At 71.0% G+C, this 16,910-nt stretch carries 19 protein-coding genes and 5 tRNA genes; 7 read left to right on the top strand and 17 right to left on the bottom strand.

Annotation, left to right across the window (positions count from 1 at the left end):
* Positions 1-26: 26 nt before the first annotated feature.
* Positions 27-212: a 50S ribosomal protein L28 gene (rpmB, locus tag ACZ4SV_RS29940; RefSeq protein WP_004924906.1), complete on the top strand. Its 186-nt coding sequence runs from the start codon at positions 27-29 to the stop codon at positions 210-212.
* A gap of 87 nt (positions 213-299) precedes the next feature.
* Here rpmB and thiD read toward each other — a convergent pair whose 3' ends face one another.
* Both thiD and ACZ4SV_RS29930 read right to left on the bottom strand, forming a co-directional pair.
* Positions 300-1,094: a bifunctional hydroxymethylpyrimidine kinase/phosphomethylpyrimidine kinase gene (thiD, locus tag ACZ4SV_RS29935; RefSeq protein ID WP_468007913.1), complete on the bottom strand. Its 795-nt coding sequence runs from the start codon at positions 1,092-1,094 to the stop codon at positions 300-302.
* Complete coding sequence (locus tag ACZ4SV_RS29930) at positions 1,091-2,056, bottom strand: thiamine-phosphate kinase (RefSeq protein ID WP_365883334.1); 966 nt, start codon at positions 2,054-2,056, stop codon at positions 1,091-1,093. Before ACZ4SV_RS29930 ends, thiD begins: the two co-directional genes overlap by 4 nt.
* Positions 2,057-2,323: 267 nt before the next feature.
* Between ACZ4SV_RS29930 and ACZ4SV_RS29925 the strand changes: the two genes are divergently transcribed.
* Together ACZ4SV_RS29925 and ACZ4SV_RS29920 are read left to right on the top strand one after the other, a co-directional pair.
* Complete coding sequence (locus ACZ4SV_RS29925) at positions 2,324-2,557, top strand: Lrp/AsnC family transcriptional regulator (protein ID WP_365883330.1); 234 nt, start codon at positions 2,324-2,326, stop codon at positions 2,555-2,557.
* Between the two features lie 20 nt (positions 2,558-2,577).
* Positions 2,578-3,099 carry a DUF3515 domain-containing protein gene (locus tag ACZ4SV_RS29920; protein WP_468007910.1) on the top strand — a complete coding sequence of 174 codons (522 nt, stop codon included), beginning with the start codon at positions 2,578-2,580 and terminating at the stop codon, positions 3,097-3,099.
* 11 nt (positions 3,100-3,110) lie between these two features.
* Here the strand turns inward: ACZ4SV_RS29920 and ACZ4SV_RS29915 are convergent, their stop codons facing one another.
* From ACZ4SV_RS29915 to ACZ4SV_RS29905, 3 genes are all read right to left on the bottom strand, one after another.
* Positions 3,111-4,268 carry a D-alanine--D-alanine ligase family protein gene (locus ACZ4SV_RS29915; protein ID WP_468007908.1) on the bottom strand — a complete coding sequence of 386 codons (1,158 nt, stop codon included), beginning with the start codon at positions 4,266-4,268 and terminating at the stop codon, positions 3,111-3,113.
* 124 nt (positions 4,269-4,392) lie between these two features.
* Positions 4,393-5,403 (bottom strand): NAD(P)H-dependent glycerol-3-phosphate dehydrogenase, encoded by a 1,011-nt coding sequence (locus ACZ4SV_RS29910; RefSeq protein ID WP_365941719.1) that lies wholly within the window; start codon positions 5,401-5,403, stop codon positions 4,393-4,395.
* Positions 5,400-6,206: a lysophospholipid acyltransferase family protein gene (locus tag ACZ4SV_RS29905; protein ID WP_468007906.1), complete on the bottom strand. Its 807-nt coding sequence runs from the start codon at positions 6,204-6,206 to the stop codon at positions 5,400-5,402. The genes ACZ4SV_RS29910 and ACZ4SV_RS29905 overlap by 4 nt, the downstream gene beginning before the upstream one ends.
* 153 nt (positions 6,207-6,359) lie before the next feature.
* Here ACZ4SV_RS29905 and cofC point away from each other — a divergent pair, with 153 nt between their 5' ends.
* Positions 6,360-6,998, top strand: coding sequence for a 2-phospho-L-lactate guanylyltransferase (cofC, locus tag ACZ4SV_RS29900; RefSeq protein ID WP_468007904.1), 639 nt, complete (start codon positions 6,360-6,362; stop codon positions 6,996-6,998).
* Positions 6,999-7,060: 62 nt separating this feature from the next.
* A complete protein-coding gene (locus ACZ4SV_RS29895) occupies positions 7,061-7,264 on the top strand; it encodes a hypothetical protein (RefSeq protein ID WP_365882997.1) in 204 nt (67 codons plus the stop codon).
* A 70-nt stretch (positions 7,265-7,334) separates the two neighbouring features.
* Here the strand turns inward: ACZ4SV_RS29895 and ACZ4SV_RS29890 are convergent, their stop codons facing one another.
* The 4 genes from ACZ4SV_RS29890 to leuC form a co-directional block, all read right to left on the bottom strand.
* Positions 7,335-7,988, bottom strand: coding sequence for an HU family DNA-binding protein (locus tag ACZ4SV_RS29890; RefSeq protein ID WP_468007902.1), 654 nt, complete (start codon positions 7,986-7,988; stop codon positions 7,335-7,337).
* A 136-nt stretch (positions 7,989-8,124) separates the two neighbouring features.
* Positions 8,125-8,355 (bottom strand): SCO5555 family protein, encoded by a 231-nt coding sequence (locus ACZ4SV_RS29885; RefSeq protein WP_365882999.1) that lies wholly within the window; start codon positions 8,353-8,355, stop codon positions 8,125-8,127.
* Between the two features lie 274 nt (positions 8,356-8,629).
* The gene (leuD, locus tag ACZ4SV_RS29880; RefSeq protein ID WP_365883000.1) at positions 8,630-9,223 is read right to left on the bottom strand and encodes a 3-isopropylmalate dehydratase small subunit; all 594 of its coding nucleotides are present in this window, start codon (positions 9,221-9,223) and stop codon (positions 8,630-8,632) included.
* Positions 9,224-9,225: 2 nt separating this feature from the next.
* A complete protein-coding gene (gene leuC, locus ACZ4SV_RS29875; RefSeq protein ID WP_365883001.1) occupies positions 9,226-10,647 on the bottom strand; it encodes a 3-isopropylmalate dehydratase large subunit in 1,422 nt (473 codons plus the stop codon).
* A 208-nt stretch (positions 10,648-10,855) separates the two neighbouring features.
* Between leuC and ndgR the strand changes: the two genes are divergently transcribed.
* Positions 10,856-11,572 carry an IclR family transcriptional regulator NdgR gene (gene ndgR, locus ACZ4SV_RS29870; RefSeq protein WP_365883002.1) on the top strand — a complete coding sequence of 239 codons (717 nt, stop codon included), beginning with the start codon at positions 10,856-10,858 and terminating at the stop codon, positions 11,570-11,572.
* Positions 11,573-11,952: 380 nt separating this feature from the next.
* On the opposite strand, the gene ACZ4SV_RS29865 is transcribed toward ndgR, so the two are convergent.
* Positions 11,953-12,450 (bottom strand): DUF4188 domain-containing protein, encoded by a 498-nt coding sequence (locus ACZ4SV_RS29865; protein ID WP_397970222.1) that lies wholly within the window; start codon positions 12,448-12,450, stop codon positions 11,953-11,955.
* 81 nt (positions 12,451-12,531) lie between these two features.
* Between ACZ4SV_RS29865 and ACZ4SV_RS29860 the strand changes: the two genes are divergently transcribed.
* Positions 12,532-13,176 carry a MerR family transcriptional regulator gene (locus tag ACZ4SV_RS29860; RefSeq protein ID WP_468007898.1) on the top strand — a complete coding sequence of 215 codons (645 nt, stop codon included), beginning with the start codon at positions 12,532-12,534 and terminating at the stop codon, positions 13,174-13,176.
* Positions 13,177-13,246: 70 nt separating this feature from the next.
* On the opposite strand, the gene ACZ4SV_RS29855 is transcribed toward ACZ4SV_RS29860, so the two are convergent.
* From ACZ4SV_RS29855 to ACZ4SV_RS29825, 7 genes are all read right to left on the bottom strand, one after another.
* Complete coding sequence (locus tag ACZ4SV_RS29855; protein ID WP_468007896.1) at positions 13,247-15,877, bottom strand: tyrosine-protein kinase family protein; 2,631 nt, start codon at positions 15,875-15,877, stop codon at positions 13,247-13,249.
* Positions 15,877-16,293, bottom strand: coding sequence for a HEPN domain-containing protein (locus tag ACZ4SV_RS29850; protein ID WP_468007894.1), 417 nt, complete (start codon positions 16,291-16,293; stop codon positions 15,877-15,879). The genes ACZ4SV_RS29855 and ACZ4SV_RS29850 overlap by 1 nt, the downstream gene beginning before the upstream one ends.
* Positions 16,294-16,405: 112 nt before the next feature.
* Positions 16,406-16,478 (bottom strand) — tRNA-Glu (locus ACZ4SV_RS29845).
* Positions 16,479-16,506: 28 nt separating this feature from the next.
* Positions 16,507-16,578: transfer RNA gene (locus ACZ4SV_RS29840), tRNA-Gln, on the bottom strand.
* 21 nt (positions 16,579-16,599) lie between these two features.
* Positions 16,600-16,672: transfer RNA gene (locus ACZ4SV_RS29835), tRNA-Glu, on the bottom strand.
* A 29-nt stretch (positions 16,673-16,701) separates the two neighbouring features.
* Positions 16,702-16,774 (bottom strand) — tRNA-Glu (locus ACZ4SV_RS29830).
* Between the two features lie 21 nt (positions 16,775-16,795).
* Positions 16,796-16,867, bottom strand: a tRNA-Gln gene (locus ACZ4SV_RS29825).
* Positions 16,868-16,910 lie beyond the last annotated feature (43 nt).

Genomic DNA, 16,910 nt, shown 5'->3' with positions numbered 1-16,910 from the left:
TGCATCTGAAGTCTTTGGAGTGACCCGTGGCTGCCAACTGCGACGTCTGCGGCAAGGGGCCGGGCTTCGGCAACAACATCTCGCACTCGCACCGCCGTACGCCCCGCCGCTGGAACCCGAACATCCAGCGTGTGCGTACCGTGGTCGGCGGGACGCCGAAGCGCGTGAACGCTTGCACCTCGTGCATCAAGGCCGGCAAGGTCTCGCGCTGACGCTACAGCTGAGCGCGCGGCCACTGCCTGCTGGTTCGCTGCACTGAGCCGGTCCACCGAGAGGTGGGCCGGCTTTTTGCCGTGCCGTCAGGACGGGTCCCGGCGCAGCGCCCAGCCGTGGTCCACCGGGCCGATACCGGCGCCGAGGGCGAACCCGGCGGCGATCGCCCCGGTGACGTACTCCTTGGCCGCCGTGACCGCCTCCGGCACGGACCGGCCCCGGGCCAGGCCGCAGGCGATCGCGGAGGCGAGGGTGCAGCCGGTGCCGTGGGTGTGCCGGTTGTCGTAGCGGGGCGCGCGCAGCAGATACTCCGCGCTGCCGTCGGTGAGCAGGTCCACGGCGTCCCCGGCCAGGTGCCCGCCCTTGATCAGCACCCAGCGCGGCCCGTACGCCAGCACGGCCGCCGCGGCCCGCCGCAGGTCGTCCTCGTCGCGCACGCGCACCCCGGTGAGCTGGGTCACCTCGTCGAGGTTCGGGGTGGCGACGGTCGCCGCCGGCAGCAGCCTGGTGCGTACGGCGTCCAGGGCGGAGGCGGCCAGCAGCGCGTCGCCGTGCTTGGAGACGCCCACCGGGTCCACCACGGCCGGCGCGTCCGTGCCGGCGATCAGGTCGGCGACCTCCTCGACCAGTTCCGCGGAGGCCAGCATGCCGGTCTTCACGGCCTGCACGCCGATGTCGTCCACGACGCTGCGGTACTGCGCCCGGACCGCCGCCACCGGGAGTTCCCAGGCGCCCTGGACGCCCAGGGAGTTCTGCGCGGTCACCGCGGTGAGCACGCTCATGCCGTGCACGCCGAGCGCGAGCATCGTCTTCAGGTCGGCCTGGACGCCGGCGCCGCCGCCGGAGTCCGAGCCCGCCACCGTGAGCACCCGGGGGATCACGACTCGATGTCCCCGAAGTGGTCCCAGCCGCCCTTGCTGGTCCAGGGCGCCCCGTCGACCGTCACCTGGGGCAGCGCGGAGGGGTTGAGGACCTCGCCGATGACCTTCCAGCGGGCCGGCAGCTTCACGTCCGGCGGGAAGGTGGCCACGATCGCGTGGTCCTCTCCCCCGGTCAGCACCCACTGGAGCGCGTCGACGCCGACGGCCTGGCCGATGTCGTGCATCTGGGTCGGGATGTCGATCGCGGCGGACCGGATGTCGATGCGGACCTTGCTGGACTCGGCGATGTGCCCGAGGTCGGCGATCAGGCCGTCGCTCACGTCGCACATCGCGGTGGCGCCGAGCGCGGCGGCGGCCGGCCCGGCGTGGTACGGCGGCTCGGGGCGCCGGTGGGCCTCCACGAAGGCGCGCGGCGAGCGGAAGCCGCGGGAGAGCACCGCGTACCCGGCCGCGGACCAGCCGAGCCAGCCGGTGACGGCGACGAGGTCGCCGGGCTGGGCGCCCGCGCGGGTGACCGGCTCGTGGTTGCGCAGATCGCCGAGCGCGGTGATCGACACCATGATCGTGTCGCCGCGTACGACGTCGCCGCCGACCACCGAGGCGCCGGCGACCTGGCACTCGTCGCGCAGGCCGTCCATCAGCTCGGTGGGCCAGGCGACGGGCAGTTCGGCCGGGACGACCAGGCCGAGCAGCAGCGCGGTCGGCACCGCGCCCATCGCGGCGATGTCGGCGAGGTTCTGCGCGGCGGCCTTGCGGCCGACGTCGTAGGCCGTGGACCAGTCGCGGCGGAAGTGCCGGCCCTCCAGCAGGATGTCGGTGCTCGCCACCACCCGGCGGTCGGGCGCGGCCACCACGGCGGCGTCGTCTCCGGGGCCGACCCGGACCGCCGCGGTGGTGGTGAGACGGGAGGTCAGCTCCCTGATGAGCCCGAACTCCCCTAGCTCACCGACAGTGCCCTTCATGTGCCTTGGCTCCCCTTCTCTCCCGTGCCGTGCCCGGTCGCGCGTCTTCAGTGTCCCCGATACGGTCGAGGTGTCCGTCGTCGTGGTCGCGCCGGCCGTCGGCGCGGACGTGACGACCGTCCGTACGGTCCAGGTGACCGTCTGTCCGCCGTGTCCGCACCCGGGCGCGCAAGCCCGCGTCCCGCGGGTCTCCCCGCGGGCGGCGGCGACGCGATACCGTGGCGTTCCTTTCCCCCACATGATCCTCGTGGCCGCCCTGGAGGTTCCGTGGTACAGGCGTACATCCTGATCCAGACGGAGGTCGGCAAGGCGTCGACCGTCGCCGACACGATCGGCAAGCTCCCTGGAGTGCTCCAGGCCGAGGACGTGACGGGTCCGTACGACGTGATCGTGCGCGCCCAGGCAGAGACGGTCGACGAACTCGGCCGCATGGTGGTCGCCAAGGTCCAGCAAGTGGACGGCATCACGCGCACCCTGACCTGCCCGGTCGTGCATCTGTAGCCCCCGTCTACGCTTGGCCGGTGAACATCTTCCGTCACCGGCCTCTCGGCCTGCTCGCGCCGGCGCTGCTCCTCGCGGTCGCCGGCTGCTCCGCGGCGGACCACGGCGCCACCGTGCCGGTACCCACCCCCGACGCGAGAACCGCCCCGCTGTGCCGGGACCTGGCGAAGGTGCTGCCCCGCAAGGTGGACGGGCGGGCCCGCCGGGACCCCGAGCCCCGGTCCGCCTACACGGCGGGCTGGGGAAGCCCGGCGATCATACTGCGCTGCGGCATCGTCCGGCCGCCGAAGATGGTCGATCCGAAGGTGGCCCGGGGCGAGGACCCGGACGCCATCGGCGGCGGGGTCGGCGACGTCGACTGGCTGATGGAGAAGCAGGACGACGGGACGTGGCGGTTCACCACGTCCGGACGCCGCGCGTATGTGCAGGTGACGCTGGACAAGGAGCTGTCCGGGGCGGACGACAGCACGCAGGTGCTGCAGGACCTGGCGCCGGCCGTGCAGAAGGCGATCCCCGAGGGGCTCGCCTCCATGCGGCACTGACCGGCGGGCGGTCAGCGCAGCCCGGTCGGCCGGTTCAGCGCCGACTGCACCAGGCGGTCGATCAGCTCGGGGTAGGCGACCCCGGCCGCCTGCCACATCTGCGGGTACATCGAGATCGGCGTGAAGCCGGGCATGGTGTTGATCTCGTTGATCACGAACTCGCCGTCCTCGGTGAGGAAGAAGTCGGCGCGGACCAGGCCCTCGCAGGAGGCCGCCTCGAACGCCTCGACCGCGAGCCGGCGCACCTCGGCGGTCTCCTGCGCGGTCAGCGGGGCCGGGACGACACCGGGCGTGGAGTCGATGTACTTGGCCTCGAAGTCGTAGTACGCGTGCGCGTCCGGCGGCGGGATCTCGGCCGGCACGGAGGCGCGCGGGCCGTCCTCGAACTCCAGGACGCCGCACTCGATCTCGCGGCCCCGCAGGGCGGCCTCGACCAGGATCTTCGGGTCGTGGCGCTGGGCCTCGGCGATCGCCTCGTCCAGTCCGGCGAGGCCGTCGACCTTGGTGATGCCGATGGAGGAGCCCGCGCGCGCCGGCTTCACGAACAGCGGCCAGCCGTGCTCGCCCGCGAAGTCGACGATCCGCTTGCGGGCCGCGGCCTCGTCGCGCTGCCACTCGCGGGGCCGGATCACCAGGTACGGGCCGACCTTGAGCCCGAAGGAGGCGAGCACCCGCTTCATGTACTCCTTGTCCTGGCCGACGGCCGAGGCGAGCACGCCCGAGCCCACGTACGGCACGCCGGACAGTTCCAGCAGGCCCTGGAGGGTGCCGTCCTCGCCGTAGGGGCCGTGGAGCACCGGGAAGACCACGTCGACCTCGCCGAGCGCCTTGGGCACCGAGCCGGGCTCGCTGTAGACGACCTCGCGGCTGGTGGGGTCGACGGGGAGCACCACGGCACCCTCGTGGGACTCCGCGAGCTGGTCCACGCTGGGGGTGCGGCGGTCGGTGATGGCCATCCGCTCCGGCTCGTCGGCCGTCAGGGCCCAGCGGCCGTCCGTGGTGATACCGATCGGCAGGACGTCGTACTTCGTCCGGTCGATGGCCTTGAGGACGGCGCCGGCGGTGACCACGGAGATGCCGTGTTCGGAGCTGCGTCCGCCGAACACGACGGCCACGCGCGGCTTGCGCGACGGCTGCTCGGGGCTCTGGGGAAGGTTCTCGGTGCTCATATCGGGTTGAGAGTACCCGGAGGCAGGCGGCAAGTCAGCGCGCGCTGCGGGGCCGTCGCTCAGCGTCGCACGGATGGTCGCGCAGCGTCGCGGACGGCCCCCTGGCGGGGCCCGGGCGGGCCGGTCAGCGCCGTTCGGGCTTGGCGCTGCGCGCCATCAGCTCCTTGAGCGCGGCGACCGGCGACTTGCCCTCGTGCACGATGCCGACGACCGTCTCGGTGAGGGGCATGTCGACACCGTGCCGGCGGGCCAGATCGAGCACGGACTCGCAGGACTTGACGCCCTCGGCGGTCTGCCGGGTCACCGCGATGGTCTCCGCCAGGGTCATGCCCTTGCCGAGGTTGGTGCCGAAGGTGTGGTTGCGCGACAGCGGCGAGGAGCAGGTGGCCACCAGGTCGCCCAGGCCCGCGAGTCCGGAGAAGGTCAGCGGGTCGGCGCCCATCGCGAGGCCGAGCCGGGTGGTCTCGGCGAGGCCGCGCGTGATGAGCGAGCCCTTGGCGTTGTCGCCGAGCCCCATGCCGTCGGCGATGCCGACGGCGAGCCCGATGACGTTCTTGACCGCGCCGCCGAGTTCGCAGCCGACCACGTCGGTGTTGGTGTACGGCCGGAAGTACGGCGTGTGGCACGCGGCCTGGAGCCGCCGCGCGACCTGTTCGTCGGTGCAGGCCACCACGGCCGCCGCGGGCATGCGGGCGGCGATCTCGCGGGCCAGGTTGGGTCCGGTGACCACCGCGATGCGGTCGGCGCCGACCTTGGCGACGTCCTCGACGACCTCGCTCATGCGCATGGTGGAGCCGAGTTCGACGCCCTTCATCAGGGAGACGAGGACGGTGTCCGGCGCGAGCAGCGGGGCCCAGCCGGCGAGGTTGGCGCGCAGCGTCTGGGAGGGGACGGCGAGCACGGTGAAGTCCGCGTCCCGCAGCGCCGCGGCCGCGTCGGCGGTGGCACGCAGGTTCTCCGGAAGGGCCACGCCGGGCAGGTAGTCGGGGTTGGTCCGGGTGGAGTTGACCGCCTCGGCCAGCTCCGGCCGGCGGGCCCACAGGGTCACGTCGCAGCCGGCGTCGGCGAGCACCATGCCGAAGGCGGTGCCCCACGATCCGGTGCCCATGACGGCCGCCCGCACAGGCTCGCTCACTTGCTCTGCCCTTCCGCTTGCCTGGCCTGGGTCCGCGCCTGTTCCTGCGCCTGGGCCTGCGCCCGTGCCTGGGCCTGGGTGCGGCGGCGCTGCTCGATCCGTTCCCGGCGCGGGTCGTACGGCTTGTCGGGCGCCTTCTCGCCGCGGATCTCCTCCAGCAGGCGGGTGATGGCCGCCATGATGACCTCGGTGGCCTCCTTCAGCACGTCCGGGGTCATCTCCCGGCCGTAGAAACGGGAGAGGTCCACCGGCGGGCCGGCCAGCACGCGGTGGGTCTTGCGCGGGAAGAGGTCCGGCTTCCTGGCGTACGGCGGCAGCAGTTCGTTGGCGCCCCACTGGGCGACCGGGACGACCGGACACCTGGTCTCCAGGGCGACCCGGGCGGCGCCGGTCTTGCCGGTCATGGGCCAGCCGTCCGGGTCGCGGGTGAGGGTGCCCTCGGGGTAGAAGGCGACGCACTCGCCACGCTGCACGGCGTCGATGGCGGCCCGGAAGGCGCTGAGCGCGTCCGTGGACTCACGGTAGACGGGGATCTGTCCGGTGCCGCGCATGGCGGCGCCGACGAATCCTTTCTTGAAAAGCCCGCTCTTCGCCAGGAATCGCGGAACCCGTCCGGTGTTGTACTGATAGTGCGCGTATGCGAAGGGGTCCACGTGGGAATTGTGGTTCACCACGGTGATAAATCCGCCCTCGGCCGGAATGTGCTCCATTCCACGCCAGTCCCGCTTGATCAGAACCACCAGCAGTGGTTTGCAGATCACCGCGGCGAAGCGGTACCAGAAGCCGATTCTGCGGCGGGGCACAAGGACACCTTCCTCTAGGACTGCCACCCCGGCGGGGGCCGCACAAGTCTGGCCCCGGGCCGCCGGTCTGTCGAGAACACCGTACGCCCCGCCTCCCGTCGGACCGGATGGCCCGGGGGACAATGAACGCGACAAGAGAGGGACGGTACGCCGGTGCAGTGGACCTTGGTCATCCCCCTGAAGCCCCTGGCCCGGGCGAAGAGCAGGCTGGCGGACACCGCGGACGACGGGGTGCGCCCGGCTCTGGCGCTGGCGTTCGCGCAGGACACCGTGGCGGCGGCGCTGGCCTGCGCGGCGGTGTCGGATGTGGTGGTCGTCACGGACGACGAACTCGCCGGCCGGGAGCTGGCGGCGCTCGGCGCGCGGATCGTCCCGGACGTTCCGGGCGCCGGTCTGAACGCCGCCCTGGCCCATGGCGCGGCGGCCGTGCGCCAGGGCCGTCCCGGCGCCGCGGTGGCGGCCCTGAACGCCGATCTGCCGGCGCTGCGCGCCACCGAACTGTTCCGGGTGCTGGACTCGGCCGCGCAATTCCCGCGCGCATTTCTCCCGGACGCCGCGGAAGTGGGCACGACTTTGCTGACGGCGGCCGGCGATCAGGCCCTGCGGCCCGCGTTCGGCGCCGATTCCCGTATCCGGCACCGGGCGTCGGGCGCGACGGAACTCTCGCCGGCGGGCGTCGGTTCGGTACGGCAGGACGTGGACACCGGGGACGACTTGCGCGCCGCGCTGGCGCTGGGCGTCGGACCGTATACGGCGAAGGTCTCGGCGGGGCTGCTGATTCCGGGGCCGTGACGGGAGCGGGCGGCCGCGGACGGGCCCGGCGGGGTGCGGCGGGAGGCACTACGCTGGCCGTCATGCAGGCGACCGCGTACACGTACGACCCGCAGACCCGCAGCGGTCAGGTGCTGCTCGACGACGGCACCCCGGTGCCGTTCGGCGCCGCCGCGTTCGACGCCGGCGGTCTGCTGCTGCTGCGTCCCGGGCAGCGGGTGCGGATCGAGACCGAGGGCGAGGGCGAGGCCGCCCGGGTCACCCTCGTCACCCTGCACACCCTGTAACCGTCCCCGCACACGCCGCGGGCCGGGCTCCCCACGGGAGTCCGGCCCGGCGCGTGAGTGCCTGGCGGCCTTACGACGTCGCCTTGCGGGCGGTCGTCTTCTTGGCCGTGGTCTTGCGGGCCGTCGACTTCTTGGCCGGGGCCTTCTTCGCGGTGACCTTCTGCGCCGGGGCCTTCTTGGCGGTGGTCTTCTTGGCCGCGGTGGTCTTGGCGGTCGCCGTGGTCTTCTTGGCGGGGGCCTTCTTCGCCGGGGCCTGGGTCTGCTTCGCGGCGGCGGTGGCCGTGGTCTTCTTGGCGGGCGCCTTCTTCGCCGTGGTCTTCTTCGCCGCACCCGCCGTCTTCTTGGCGGCGGCCTTCTTGCCGGCGGCCTTGGCGATGGTGGGCGGCGGGCCGGACAGGCTGCCCTTGGGCGCCTTCTTCACGGCGACCTCGCCGCCCTTCGGCAGCTTCTTGGAGCCGCTCACCAGGTCCTTGAAGCCCTGACCGGCGCGGAAGCGCGGCACGGAGGTCTTCTTGACCCGAACCCGCTCGCCGGTCTGCGGGTTGCGGGCGTAACGGGCGGGGCGGTCCACCTTCTCGAAGGACCCGAAGCCGGTGACCGAGACCCGCTCGCCCGCGACGACCGCGCGGACGATGGCGTCCAGGACATGATCGACAGCGTCGGCGGCCTGCTGGCGGCCCCCCAACTTGTCGGCAATCGCTTCCACGAGCTGCGCCTTGTTCACGTCTTCCCCTTCGGAGACATTGCCAGAACGAAAGTGTTCAAGCGTTTTCGCACGTTAGGCAGATATATACCGCAAATCAAACACGAAACGGGCTTATCACCCTTGTGCCGCAACGGACTCGGCCGCACCGGACGGTTCAGTGGTCCTCTCCGGGGATCCGACCCGCGTCGAGGTCTGCCGTGAACCGGTCGAGCCGCCTTGCCGCGTCGGCCAGGTCGTGCTTGGCCGCGGCCGTAATGACCAGCAGCTTCCGGGTCAGCGCCATCCGTACGCCCTCCGGGACTTGCAGTGCGCGCACTTTGGAGTGCGCTTCCTTGAGCTGGTTCGCGACCGCCGTATAGAGCTGGAGTTGGCCGTCGTGTCCCATGCACAGATTGTGCCATCTGGGGCGAGTTGTCGCCTGCGCAGGGTGGTAACTGCCGCCTCAAATGGCCTTCCAGGCACTTGCGGCGGGTCGGAACGCACCACTCACCTACCCAGCCAACGGCCTTTTTAACGTGGGGAGTTGCCCCTGCGGGGAGATCACCGCAGGTCCGTCCGGGGGCAGACATGGCTGTACCCCCAATCGTGGCGATCGGGGGTACAGACGGAGTGTTGGGGTGGCCGAAACCCGACCCTCGCGGGCCCGGCCGGCGGCCGGATCAGACCGGGAGCGTCCGCGGCTTGTAGGCGGGGCGCCCGGACTCGTAGGCGGCGATGTCCGCCTCGTTCCGGAGCGTGAGGGAGATGTCGTCCAGGCCGTTCAGCAGCCGCCAGCGGGCGTTCTCGTCCAGCTCGAAGGAGGCGGTGATGCCCGGGGCGCGCACCTCACGGGTCTGGAGGTCCACGGTGACCTCGACCGTGGGGTCCTGCTCGGTCAGCTCCCACAGCGCGTCCACGGTGCGCTGCTCCAGCACCACCGTGAGCAGGCCGTTCTTCAGCGAGTTGCCGCGGAAGATGTCGGCGAAGCGGGAGGAGATCACGGTCTTGAAGCCGTAGTTCTGCAGCGCCCAGACGGCGTGCTCGCGGGAGGAGCCGGTGCCGAAGTCGGGGCCGGCGACCAGGACCGTGGCGCCCTGCCGCTCGGGCCGGTTGAGGATGAACTCCGGGTCCTTGCGCCAGGCCTCGAACAGCCCGTCCTCGAAGCCGTCGCGGGTGACCTTCTTGAGCCAGTGAGCGGGGATGATCTGGTCGGTGTCCACATTGCTGCGGCGCAGCGGGACGGCCCGGCCGGTGTGGGTGGTGAAGGCTTCCATGGTTATCGGACTCCAGCGGGGACGTCGGTCAGGTCGGCCGGGGAGGCCAGGTGGCCCAGGACGGCGGTGGCCGCCGCGACCTGCGGCGACACCAGGTGCGTACGGCCGCCCTTGCCCTGCCGGCCCTCGAAGTTGCGGTTGGAGGTGGAGGCGGAGCGCTCGCCCGGGGCGAGCTGGTCGGGGTTCATGCCGAGGCACATCGAGCAGCCCGCGTGCCGCCACTCGGCGCCGGCCTCCTTGAAGACCACATCCAGGCCCTCGGAGACGGCCTGGAGACCGACCCGCGCGGAGCCCGGCACGACCAGCATCCGTACCCCGTCGGCGACTTTGCGGTCCCGCAGGATGTCCGCGGCGGCCCGCAGGTCCTCGATGCGGCCGTTGGTGCACGAGCCTACGAAGACGGTGTCCACGCTGATGCTGCGCAGCGGCTGTCCGGCCGCCAACCCCATGTACTCCAGGGCCTTTTCGGCGGACAGGCGCTCCGAAGCGTCTTCGTACGAAGCCGGGTCGGGGACGGACGCCGAAAGCGGCGCGCCCTGGCCGGGGTTGGTGCCCCAGGTGACGAACGGCGACAGTTCCGTGGCGTCGATGACGACCTCGGCGTCGAAGACGGCGTCGTCGTCGGTGCGCAGGGTCTTCCAGTACGCGACGGCCGCGTCCCAGTCGGCGCCCTCGGGGGCGTGCGGGCGGCCCTGGAGGTAGGCGAAGGTCGTCTCGTCCGGGGCGATCATGCCCGCGCGGGCGCCGGCCTCGATCGACATGTTGCAGATGGTCATCCGGGCCTCCATCGAGAGCTTCTCGATGGCGGGGCCGCGGTACTCCAGGACGTAGCCCTGGCCGCCGCCGGTGCCGATCCGCGCGATGATCGCCAGGATCAGGTCCTTGGCGGTGACGCCGTCGGGCAGCTCGCCCTCGACGGTGATCGCCATGGTCTTGGGGCGGGCCATCGGCAGCGTCTGGGTGGCCAGCACGTGCTCGACCTGGGAGGTGCCGATGCCGAACGCCAGCGCGCCGAAGGCGCCGTGCGTGGAGGTGTGCGAGTCGCCGCAGACGACGGTGGTGCCGGGCTGGGTCAGGCCCAGCTGGGGGCCGACGACGTGCACGACGCCCTGCTCGACGTCGCCCAGCGGGTGCAGCCGCACGCCGAACTCGGCGCAGTTCTTGCGCAGGGTCTCGAGCTGGGCGCGGGAGACCGGGTCCGCGATGGGCTTGTCGATGTCGAGGGTCGGGGTGTTGTGGTCCTCGGTGGCGATGGTCAGGTCGAGACGGCGCACCTTCCGCCCGCTCTTGCGCAGCCCGTCGAAGGCCTGGGGGCTGGTCACCTCGTGCAGCAGGTGCAGATCGATGTAGAGGAGGTCGGGCTCGCCCTCGGCGCGCCGGACGACATGGTCGTCCCAGACCTTCTCCGCGAGTGTCCTACCCATCGCTTTCCCTCCGGCCGGCAAGCGTCCACCGACCCAACTAGAGATCTTGAGGGGCGGTGGCTGCCCTACCTGGGGGCCCCTGAACGTCGTGATTCCGGGCGTCCACCGCCGGGCCCGCTGGTCGTCGGGCCGTCGTGTGATTCCAGGGTGGCGCGTTCCACGGAAAATTGAACTTGCGTTTCACAGAGTGAGACGTGAGTATCGTTGCATGGACAACAGTAGCGGCGTGGGCGTTCTGGACAAGGCGGCCCTCGTCCTGAGCGCCCTGGAGTCCGGTCCGGCCACCCTCGCGGGTCTGGTCGGAGCCACCGGACTGGCACGACCCACGGCCCACCGCCTGGCCGTGGCCCTGGAACACCACCGCATGGTGGCACGCGACATGCAGGGCCGGTTCATCCTCGGCCCGCGCCTGGCGGAGCTGGCGGCCGCGGCGGGCGAGGACCGCCTGCTGGCGACGGCGGGCCCCGTGCTCACCCACCTCCGTGATGTCACCGGCGAGAGCGCGCAGCTCTACCGCCGCCAGGGCGACATGCGGATCTGTGTGGCCGCGGCGGAACGTCTCTCCGGGCTGCGGGACACCGTGCCGGTCGGCTCCACCCTGACGATGAAGGCGGGCTCCTCGGCGCAGATCCTGATGGCCTGGGAGGAGCCCGAGCGCCTGCACCGGGGCCTCCAGGGCGCCCGCTTCACGGCGACGGCGCTGTCGGGCGTACGGCGGCGGGGCTGGGCCCAGTCCATCGGCGAACGCGAACCGGGCGTCGCGTCCGTCTCCGCGCCCGTGCGCGGTCCCTCCAACCGCGTGGTGGCCGCCGTGTCCGTCTCCGGGCCCATCGAGCGGCTGACCCGCCACCCGGGCCGGATGCACGCCCAGGCGGTCATCGACGCGGCCACCCGCCTCTCCGAGGCCCTGCGCCGCTCAGGCTGACCCCGGGGGGCCGACCGCGCGCCCGACCAAACCGTCACCCCGCACGCCCCCACCGGCCCCGCGGGCACGGACGGCCCCGCGCACGGGCCGCCGCATGCACGGGCCGGCCCCCGCCGGGCGCCACCGTCGGCATCGACGGAGGGCGGGCCCTGAGCGCACGGCCGGCCCCGCGGGAGGGCCAGCCCCGCCCGCACGGACCGCCGTGTGCACACGGCCGGCTCCGCGCATGGCCGGCCCCATACGCACGGACGACCCCGCCCGCACAGACTGCCCCGCGCACGGCCGGCCCCGCCCGCGCGGACGGCCCCGCCGGGAAGGAACCCGTCTCGACGCCGCGGCGGACCCTTCCCCGGTACAGGTCCGTCCGCGGCCGGCCGTCTCTAGAGGCGCGTGTCCGTTCCCGAGCGGTGGGCGAACCGGTCCTTCGCGTACCGGCCCCGCGCGGCGAGCGGCACCTGTCCGTGCGCCGCCGCCAGCCCGAACGCCGGCATGTCGCCGTAGACCGCCTCGTACGAGCCCTCCGGCACGACGTACGTCTCGTGCCAGATCCCGACCTGTCCGCGCAGCCCGCCCTGCCGCTCCTTGCGGTTGACCAGGGCCCAGGCCCGGTGGTGCAGGGCGTCCGGCGCGGTCGCGTAGGCGTACAGCTTCTCCTTCGACTCCCAGTACTGCACGGCGTAGTACGTCCGCGGCGAGGCCGTCAGCAGGACCTTGGCGCGCAGGCCCCGGGCGGGGTCGCGCTCCAGCTCCCGCAGCATGCGGATCATCGCGATCAGCACGGGCAGCCACAGGTGGACGGCCCGGAAACGGTTGACGCGCATGCCGATCAGCAGGACGACGACCTCGCCCCGCGCGTCGGCGGTCGTACGGGACACCATGGGTTCCCCCCTTATCGGTGAGCGGCGCTATCCAATGGCCGGTGCTTGGATAGTGCCGGTATCCGAGAAGGGGCGCAAGGGATGCGGCTCGCCGAACTCAGCAGACGCAGCGGGGTGTCCGCCGCGACGATCAAGTACTACCTGCGCGAGGGCCTGCTGCCGCCGGGCCGCCAGGTCAACGCGACGACCGCGGAGTACGACGAGGAGCACCTGCGCCGGCTCCGTCTGGTGCGCGCGATGATCCAGGTCGGCCGGCTGCCGGTGGCGACGGTCCGCGAGGTGCTGGGGCACGTGGACGACGACTCCCTCGGCCGCACCCTCCGGCTCGGCGCGGCCCTGTGGGCGCTGCCGCAGGTCCCGGAGCCGGACGAGGACGACGAGTTCGTCCGGGCGGCGCACCGGGAGGCGGACGCGCTGCTGGACCGGCTGGAGTGGTCCCGCGCGAAGTTGCTGACCACGATCTCCCCCGCCTACCGCTCGCTGGTGGTGGCGATCGCCGCGCTGCGCCGGATCGGCTACGCCTGGGACACCGAACTGCTCGCCTCGTACGCCCGGTTGATGCACGAGGCGGCCCGGCTCGACCTGGACTTCGTGGAGACGCACCGCACGGAGGCGGAGAAGGCGGAGACGGCCGTGCTCGGCGCCGTGCTGACCGAGCCGATGCTCCAGGCGCTGCGCCGGCTGGCCCAGGAGGAGGAGTCGGCCCGGCGGTACGGCTTCGAGTGAGGGCTGCTTCCGCCCTCACCGCGCACGTGCCCGGCCCGTTGTTTCTCGCCCGTGCCGCTGCCGCGAGCCCCTACATCGGCCCGCGACGGGTCACACCAAGTGCCCACCGGTACAGATCCGGAACCTTGAACAACCGCTCCGACCCATCGCCGTCGAGGGCCTCCAGCAGTCCCGCCTCCTGAGCCAGCACGACGAGGTCTTCCTCCATGTCACCCAGGGCATCCTCGCTGACGGGCGTCCGGCCGTACTCCCGCAAGGCCTCGGCCATCTCCCTGAGCTCCTGGAACTCCTCGTCGAGCAGGGCGGACAGAGCCTTGTCGCTCACGCTCTCCAGGCTGAGTGCGAGACTGCGTGGCCGGAGAACGGAACGGTCGTAACCACTGCGCTTCTCCTCCGCCCTCTCCCAGTCCAGCGCGGCCGCGAAGAGCTGCAGCAGGGCACGCGGCGAATGGTCACCGTTGCCGTCCGCGAGCCGGTTCCAGACCCAGTTGGCCGTGAAAGCCGTGCGCTCGCCTCGCATGCGCTCGCCCACCAGGGCACTCCAGGCGACGACCACCTGTTCAGGGCTCCAGGCCGCCACTTCCGTCGTGGACAGAGCGGGATCGAGCACAGCCAGTACATCCGCGAAGGCGGAGGCGCGTACGGCACGCTTGAGCACGACCTTGAAGTAGTCCTCCCGGTCCTCCCACTGAAGACGGCGGGACAGACCGAAGAAGTGGCTCTTGTTCTCGAAGCGCAGCCCCTGCCAGATGTCCTGCCTTACGAAAACCTTGAGACGAATCCTGTGCAGGCGGGACGCGAGGTCCGCCTGCTTCGTGAGCAGCCCGGCGATGGCGGCCGACCTGCGCGACCGTTGAACCGGCGAGTGACCGAAAGCCGTGTCCAAGCCGTCGAAGAGCAGGAGGAGGCCCTGGTCGCCGTTGACGTCCACACGACGCAGCCAGTCTCCGCACCGAAGCGGGCCCATGGGGTCGTCGAGAACGTCGAAGACCGCCTGCGTCACCGCGAAGTCGCCGTCCCCCAGTTCAGCGAGAGCCGGGTGCGGAGCCCCGTGTTCCAAGGCCGGGGCGTAGGACCGGTAGATGGCAAGAGCCATGAGCACCTGCCAGAAGGAACCCCAGTCCAGACCTCGCTGTTCGAGTGCACCACCGACAGCCGCGTAGTTGTCCGGCCCGAAGGACCAGGCCGGGCGATCCTTGTACTGGTTCGGCGTCGTCACCAGCACCGGTTCCCAGCCGACCAGTTTTCCAGCCGCCAGCCACCGGAACAGGGCCGTCTTGCCCGTGCCTTTCCGGCCCAGGATCAACGGCACGTCCGGGGCGGCCGTCTCGTTGACCTGGCGTGTCACGACGTAGTCCTGCAAGAACTCGTCGTGATCGAGGATCTCGGCCGTACCCGTGGAGAACGACAGCTGCCGCAGCGCCTCGGCCTTGCTGGCGGAGGTCTGGTTCTGGATGGCCAGCGTGGGCGTGGGCTCGGGCACGATCTGGACGATCCAGTCGGCGATACGTGCGTAGGGGGTCAGCCGACTGCCGGAGGGGCTCACCGTGTCGGCGAAAGCCACCTCGGCGTTGTACGGGACCATGTGCGTGATCTCTTCGGCCGACAGCGCCTGAGCATCCTGCCGCTGGGAGCCTGCGGTCGCCGTCCACGTCTCGACCCAGGATTTGGCGCGTTCGGCCAGGCGCGTCGCGCTGATGCCGGGCGGCATCGGCGACACCACGAAACGCGGCTCGGGCGTCAGGACGCGGTCGGCGGTGCTGCGCCGCGTGGTGGCACCCAAGAGGGCCTTGGTCAGCATTTCGGTGCCTGCCCGGGCTTGCGCATGCGGATGAAAGCAGATCACCGCCATGTCCGACACGTCGAACAGCAGAGGAGCGGCGACAGGGCTCACACCGGTGCGCGAGTCGATCAGGATGACATCGGGCCTCAGGTTGGATTCACGTACTTCGTCGATGAGGCGATGCAGAGCGTTGGTCCGCTCCCGGTACCAGATCTCCGGTTCAAGCGACCGCAACTGCGCGGCGTAGGAACTGTCGATCCGGCCGGCGGGCATGCAGTACAACCGTCCCGCGTCGTCCACCGGGATGAGGTGCTTGAGCACCGATCCCTGTTCCCCGAACTCGTAGTGCAGCAGAGCTGACACCACGCCTTGGTCGGTGTCGACCTGGCTCTCGATCCCGAAGAGAGAGTCGAGACCGGGCGCCTCCAGGTCCATGTCGATGCAGACGACGGTGAGCCCGTGATCGCTGCTCAGACGGCGCGCTACCGACACCAGTGCCGTGCTGCGCCCGACTCCGCCCTTCAGGCTGTAGAAGGTGACGACCGGCGCGGAGTCGAGGTCCTCGTCCAGATCGCTGGCGAAGGTCACGGTGGACAGCGCGCGGTTCGCATCCTGGGCGCGCTCCAGAGCGGACGTCCAGTGTGGCACGCGATCATCGGCATCGGTGTGGCCCAAGTCGCCGTACCACTCGGCTTCCGCCGACGTGATCAGTTCCCAGGTGTGCACCTCGCGCACCACATCACCGTCGAGCTGTGCCTCCACCCTGGCCTTCCGCTCGTCGGGTGTCCACGGGCCGAAGCTGTCGCTCTCGGCGCGCACCAGGAGACCTCCGGCGTCACGGACCACGTGAACCACTGCCGACGGAACAACCTCTCGTACGGCTGCCGTGATCTTCTCAGTGGAGTCATGGTCGGACATCACATCGGCCTTCCTGATTCGTTCCACCTACGGCCGGCGGTCCCTCGTCGGGAGCTCGCCTGCCGGATACGCGTCGCCACCCAGCTTGCCAGCTCCCTTCCGCCCTTGAGCAGGTCTTTCGGGTCCACCTCGGCGGGCAAACGGGTCTCGTAGCGCAGTTCCGTACCCCAGTGGGCGATGAACAGGCCGGCATGGCCGCGCGGTGGCGGGAACTCGGCGGACCGCCACAACCCTCGCAGGTTGTGCCCCTCGCTGCCGCCCCGTGGGAAGCGGATACCGTTGAGTTGCAAGTAGGTCTTCAAGCGACACTCGACCACGTAACCGGCCAAGTAGACGGCTCCGAGGTAGTGACCCGAGTCAGCCAGCGCCTTGGCTTCCGCCGCGCGCACTCCGGCCACGCCCTGAAAGTCGGCCACGCACTCCCCCTGCCCCTGCCACGTGCGTCATCGAGGCTCCCCACCTGATGACCGCTGGCGCATCCGAGACGACGGAAGCCTCTCAGATAACTGAGAGGCTTCCGTACGCACGTACCCCCGACCGGATTCGAACCGGCGCTACCGCCTTGAGAGGGCGGCGTGCTAGGCCGCTACACAACGGGGGCGAGGATCTTGCGTTTCCGCAGATCCGAGCTGGTCTACCTGGACTCGAACCAAGACTAACTGAACCAGAATCAGTCGTGCTGCCAATTACACCATAGACCAATGATGGTTTAGACCAGACAGTACCCCCGACCGGATTCGAACCGGCGCTACCGCCTTGAGAGGGCGGCGTGCTAGGCCGCTACACAACGGGGGCCCTAGCGATCCCGACATGATCGAGATCAGTACCCCCGACCGGATTCGAACCGGCGCTACTGCCTTGAGAGGGCAGCGTGCTAGGCCGCTACACAACGGGGGCTTTGCAGATGAGCTCTGCGAGCTGGCCTACCTGGACTCGAACCAAGACTAACTGAACCAGAATCAGTCGTGCTGCCAATTACACCATAGGCCACTGGAACTCAATCCCCCTGCGGGGTTCTCGTTCTAGTTCGCTC

The organism is Streptomyces sp. NPDC027672 (genome assembly GCF_055566335.1).
Note: the sequence above shows the minus strand (reverse complement) of the source record. Positions and strands in the feature narration are given on the sequence as shown.